The organism is Bradyrhizobium cenepequi, assembly GCF_020329485.1.
GTDB classification, from domain to species: Bacteria; Pseudomonadota; Alphaproteobacteria; order Rhizobiales; family Xanthobacteraceae; genus Bradyrhizobium; species Bradyrhizobium cenepequi.
The window spans coordinates 1-5,424 of record NZ_JAGKJI010000112.1; the positions used below are offsets into that span (position 1 = coordinate 1).

Consider the following 5,424-nt stretch of genomic DNA (forward strand, 5'->3'; position numbering starts at 1 on the left):
GAACCGCCGGGGCCGCCAACCTTGGAGGTTTTCCTCCGGCCTGGGCTGAGGAGTCGGCCGGAAGCCCTAAGTTGACTCCCGGCAAGCCGGCTTCGTTCCTTAAGGCCGGTCTCGGCTCCCGCTCAGTGATCTCGCGGCAGCGCCGGCCACCAGGCTGAGGCGGCCTTACTCTTTCGGATCGGGATGTAGCTCGCGCTTTTGCGCCTCGTACCGCTCTATCAGCAGCGCTATGCCCGATTGGGTCAACTGGTCTGTCACGCGGGCCGAGAGCGTCTTATACCGTGCGATCTTCTCGTCAAGCTCAGCGCACTTCTCGCACATGGCGGGGCATTCCAACGAGGGCAGTTTTGCAGCAACTAGCCCATGTCGGGATTCGTTCCAAGTTAGGATACCAGGTTGAATTTGGCAGTGGCCTAATTTGTTCTCGGCTTGCGACGATTGGCTACTTGTTGGGAAGGCCATTTGTGACTGTGCTGCGATCTCAACGGGGAGGTTGCGACAATGAACGTTTGGACCGGAATTATCTCACTCGGCCTGGCGCTGGTTTTGATCTTGGCAGGCCTTCCCAACCGCGACGGCGTGCACTGGAGATTTCTAAGGTTCCATGCCGCTATGGTTCTCTATCCACCGCTCGTTTTGGCGCTCCTCGCGTTTGGTGTCGCGGCTATCGTTTCTGGCTTGCTGACAAAGTAAGGTTGCCTCAGTTGGCGGGTTAGGCTGGCTTCGAGGCGACGCTGAAATGCCGGTCATGCCGGAAGGGCCGCTACGCGCCGCTGGTCCACATGATCAAGCTGACGGAGACGCGTCGGATCTTGCCGTACAAGTGGGTTCGGCCGGAGGAGGAGAGATTGAACCGCCTCCGCTCCGTCTCATTTCTGCTGGTCGGCCGCATCCCAAATGTAATCCAGACTAAATTCTTTCCGGAATTGCAGCCGTTCAATGAGCTGGTTCGTCCAGAATTGTAAAACTCCATCAAAAAACTCCGGTACCGGAATTCGCGTTTTCCCATCGTAAATCGCGATCGATCGCTTATAGCGCCGCTCAGATGGATAGCGCGAAGCCGGCACCCTGGCTTCAGGGTTAGATTAAATGTGCGAAGAAGGCCTCCGGCTTGGACGGAGGTTTGGGATGGGATTGGACGGCAAAAAGGACGTCCATTTGGACGGCTCGTCGGTTGGGGCGGTCAGCCGGCTTGAAGTGCTTGAAGGACCGTCCGGGCGTCGTGTGCGTTCGGAGGCTGAAAGGGCGCGGATCGCCGCCGAGAGTCTGCTGCCCGGCGCTCAGGTGTCGGAGGTGGCGCGCAAGCGAGGGGCAACGCGCTGGCAGGTTTACGATTGGCGACGACGCTTTCGACAGCGAGGCGAATTGCCGTCGTGCGAAGCGTCGCAGCCGTCATTCGCGCCGCTGGTTGTGGAAGGGCCGTTAGAGGAGCGCCACGTTCCGACAGTCAAGCTCGAGATTGCGATCGGCGACGTCGTCGTGCGGACGGATGCGGCGATAGATGGGGAGCAGCTGTCTCGGGTGATCCGCGCGGTGCGGGCGTCACGATGATTGCCCCGGCGCCGAGTTGAATCCACGTCACGGCGTATATGCAATGATGGCGATATCGCCCAATAGCGCCTAGTCTGGGAAGGGGCATCTCAAAGGAAGCAACCTTGCCAGCCTTCCACGCGGCGAAATCCGATTGGGCCTCAGCTCTTCTCGGCTCTTCGCTGTCCGCCTTCTCTGCCGCACGAATAGACCGATGATTTTTCGGCGCGCGATGCTCGCGAACGAAAAAGTTGACATAACTATCGTGCTTCAGACCAATTTGTTGCTAGTTAATCGCTCTTCCATCGCTGCCTCGGCGCTGCAGAAGGGCTCCCGAAATCGCGAGCATGTCGTGGATGGTGGGCTAGTCAGCTTCGGTGTTGATCTTAGCTGGTGTTTCCAACGCGCTGCGTACTTCGCAGCGAAAATCCTTCAAGGTAGTAAGCCGGGTGACCTACCGATAGAATTCCCAACCAGCTTCTGGCTCGCGGTCAATCTGCGTACACGGGAAGGCTCGGTGTCATCGTTTCCCCGAGGTTGCTCGCCCGCGCCGACGAGGTGATCGAATGACCGCTCTTGGCCCCAAGCCGAGGTCCAGTAGGATTCTGAAATTGTCTGCTTATCGGGGTCGACCGGAAGTGACTGGCCAATCCTCTAAATGGTGCTTTTGACCCGTTGCGGAAGTGGGGTCGGCTTTAGGGGCGCACTCCCCTAAACCTTCGTATCATTCCCTGGCTCTTTGGATGGCCGGCGCATTACCTACGTTCAATTGAGCGGCTACCGCGATCGTCCTAGGCTGCACGCGTAGGAAAAGCGCACAGGGAGCGACCTTGGACATCGTTCTAATATTTCAGTTGGTAGCGGCGATCATCATTGCGTTGGTCGTCGCATACAACTTTCTTCATTACATACTTTTTCTCTTGGTGACTCAACCGAAGGACGCAAGCAAGATCGGCCACGAGCTGAATCAATTCGAGCAGCGCCAACTGGTCGAGTGGACGCCGCAGCCGAACGACTTTCTCAAGCACGATGACGAGAAACGTACATATGATGACGTGTTCGGCGCGTATCGCGACGAGCAAGCGAACTACAGCACGTGTGTGTTTCCCCGAGCGGCATTTTCGCGCCCTTACGAAGCCGAATACCTACTTCTGAAGCCGAAGGACGGGATGCGGCTGTTGGATCTGGGGTGCGGATCCGGCGCGGCGGCCGAATACCTCGTCAGTCGGTGCAACATCGAAATTGTGTGTGTGACCAATTCATCAGTGCAAGCGGAGATCTGCCGGCGGAAATTTGCGAAACTTGGTGGGCGGGGACAGGTGATCGTCACGGACTTCGACAGCCTCGATCTCCCGAGTGAAAGTTTTGATGCCATCTATGCGCTCGAGTCGATAGGCTACACCAAAGACTTGGACGCTTGGCTCGCGCGATGCTGGCGAATGCTCAGGCCCGGAGGTCGCCTGTTAATCCGCACACCAGGGTCGCTTGATCATTGTCGCTGCAAGGAAGATTATTTAAGCGTCACCGCCTTCTTCGAAAATTGGCGCTACAATTTTGTCGGCGCCAATCTTCTCGTCTACAAGATGCGCCAACTCGGTTTCGATCCGATTCGTTATCGACGCCTGCCATTCTGGGCCTGGGGGGTCACCTGGAACTTCATTCAACATCTGCTGTTGTGGAAGTACCGGCTGAAGATGCGCACATTCGTGGAATTGGAACGGATCATTTGGCGCACTTCGAAGGTATTTGTATTTGGCAACCCGTACAACACAGTGCTGGCCACTAAGCCCAAGGCAGGATGTCGATCGGCCTCCAAATTTTGCAGGCAGGACGGTTCAACGACGCAGGGGTCCCTCAAATGGCACTTGCTGCTTGTACTGAGGCTTCTCGTGTCCTATGCCGGGGTTCCACCACAGCATTGAATAACCGGGCATCCTCATTTCTTACGCACTGGCCGCCTGCGCTGACGAGGTGATCGAACAGGGACGCAATTGCTGCACCGCATGAGTCCCGAAGTGGCTCATCACGTCGATCCGGGGATTGATCGAAACGGTCGCTATCAAAGGGTAAACGGACCACCCCGCAGAATCGGAAAGACAGCCACCGTGAGGCATAGGGGGATCGTAGGCCGTCACAGATTAAACGATTGGAGCGCTCAGCGGGCTGCAGCCTCATAGCGCCACGGCGAACGAATAGTGCCCATCTTCATCGGCCGTGGCGCGCCACTCCGGCATAAGCTGCGAACGCCAGCCGCCGCCGATTCTACACTCGCAGCGCCGTATCGGAGGCGCCAGGCTCGATCGGTACGAAAGCGCTCGTTTCATTGCCTGCATCAAGCCGGCGGTCGCCGATCGGGCTGGATCTTCTCAAGTAGTGCGCTCCAACTGTTCCGTTGCGGACCTTCGCCCCACACAATCTCAAACGTCGCTCGTGAGGCGCTGGGGTGCTGCATGGCTTCAACGAACGCTTCGGCGACATCTGCCCGTGTAATGCGGTTGCCAGGCGCCAATGGCAGTGCACCTTGGCTGACATTGACCGCATGCTCGCCACCCGGGCGGTCGAGGAGGAAGCCGACGCGGATAATCGTGTAGTCCAACCCGCTGCTGCGGATTTTATCTTCGACGCGCCGCCGCCAGACGAACGTATTCCTCTTAAGCAGGTTAATCAGAAAGGCCGCAAGCGAGGGGGTCTTGATGCCGACCGTGTTGAGATAGACGAAGCGATCCCCGAGCCCAGCGCTTTGCGCCGCGGCGAGCGTGTCGATGACGCCTTCGTAGTCTGTCGCCTTGACCAGGCTCTCCGGAGCATATCGTCCACTGGGCGCGCCGGCCGTGAAAATGATGTGGTCCACATTTCGTAATGCGGGAGGAAGCGTGTCCGCTTTCGTTAGATCTCCGGCGACCACCTCAAACGCGGCGCCCAGCTCGGCCGAAGCTTTGGCAGGATCGCGCGCAAGCACGCGGACTTCATAGTGTGTGTACCGAAAACCTAATCCGAGTTGATGACGTGATGGAATCGCCTAAGCTGGCGGAATGATCAGGCTGTTCTGTTTCGCTCTGGCCGTCCTGGCTTCGCCCTTCAAGTCGAAGTTGCGCCTTGAAGCGGAGAACGCGGTGCTCCGACATCAATTGATTGTCTTGAGGCGGAAGCTGCATGGTCGCGTCCGGCTGACGAACCATGACCGCTGGTTCTTGATCCAACTGTATCGCTGGTTTCCAGCGATCCTGCAGGTCCTCACGATCATCCAGCCCGAGACGCCGTGCGTTGGCACCGGGCCGGCTTTCGGCGCTACTGGCGTTGGAAGTCGTGCCCACAGGGAGGGCGGCCGCCGATCGATACCGAGCTGCGCGCACTGATCCAACAGATGAGCATGGGGAATTCGCTTTGGGGCGCGCCGCGTATTCATGGCGAACTTCTCAAGCTTGGGTTCGAGGTCGCGCAATCGAGCGTTGCCAAGTACATGGTGAAACGACGAGGGTCACCCAGCCCAGGGATGGCGAACCTTCTTGCGCGGCCACGCTCCGGACATCGCCGCCATGGACCTCTTCGTTGTTCCCACCATCGGGTTCGACCTGCTCTATGGCTTCGTCATCGTCCGACTAGGGTCTGTTGGGATTCAGGATTCTCATCCGGGCTCGGTTGTGATTCAAGCTATGGATGGACCGATTCGTTTTGACTGATGCCCAATGGGCGAAGATGGAGCCGCTTTGTCTTGGCAAGCCAAGCGATCCCGGCCGCAGTGGCAAGGACAACCGACGGTTTGTCGAGGCCGTGCTGTGGATCGCGCGAACCGGCAGTCCCTGGCGGGATCTGCCGCCCTCGTTCGGCCACTGGAACAGTGTCTTCACGCGCTTCCGCGACTGGGTGAAGGCGGATATCTGGAAGCGGCTGTTC

The 5,424-nt window shown here is 58.4% G+C and carries 5 protein-coding genes; 4 read left to right on the forward strand and 1 reads right to left on the reverse strand.

The window, feature by feature from the left end; genetic code table 11:
• Positions 1-501: 501 nt before the first annotated feature.
• From J6497_RS40145 to J6497_RS40155, 3 genes are all read left to right on the forward strand, one after another.
• Positions 502-693, forward strand: a complete 192-nt coding sequence (locus tag J6497_RS40145; RefSeq protein WP_225709665.1) for a hypothetical protein — start codon at positions 502-504, stop codon at positions 691-693.
• A gap of 435 nt (positions 694-1,128) precedes the next feature.
• The gene (locus J6497_RS40150) at positions 1,129-1,551 is read left to right on the forward strand and encodes a transposase (RefSeq protein WP_225709666.1); all 423 of its coding nucleotides are present in this window, start codon (positions 1,129-1,131) and stop codon (positions 1,549-1,551) included.
• 809 nt (positions 1,552-2,360) lie between these two features.
• On the forward strand, positions 2,361-3,452 hold the full coding sequence (locus tag J6497_RS40155) for an SAM-dependent methyltransferase (protein ID WP_225709667.1): 1,092 nt from the start codon (positions 2,361-2,363) through the stop codon (positions 3,450-3,452).
• A 410-nt stretch (positions 3,453-3,862) separates the two neighbouring features.
• On the opposite strand, the gene J6497_RS40160 is transcribed toward J6497_RS40155, so the two are convergent.
• Positions 3,863-4,546 carry an NAD(P)H-binding protein gene (locus tag J6497_RS40160; RefSeq protein ID WP_312010461.1) on the reverse strand — a complete coding sequence of 228 codons (684 nt, stop codon included), beginning with the start codon at positions 4,544-4,546 and terminating at the stop codon, positions 3,863-3,865.
• Positions 4,547-5,187: 641 nt separating this feature from the next.
• On the opposite strand from J6497_RS40160, the gene J6497_RS40165 reads away from it, so the two are divergent.
• Positions 5,188-5,424 (forward strand): transposase (locus J6497_RS40165; RefSeq protein WP_225704199.1); only part of this gene is annotated, 237 nt, incomplete at its 3' end.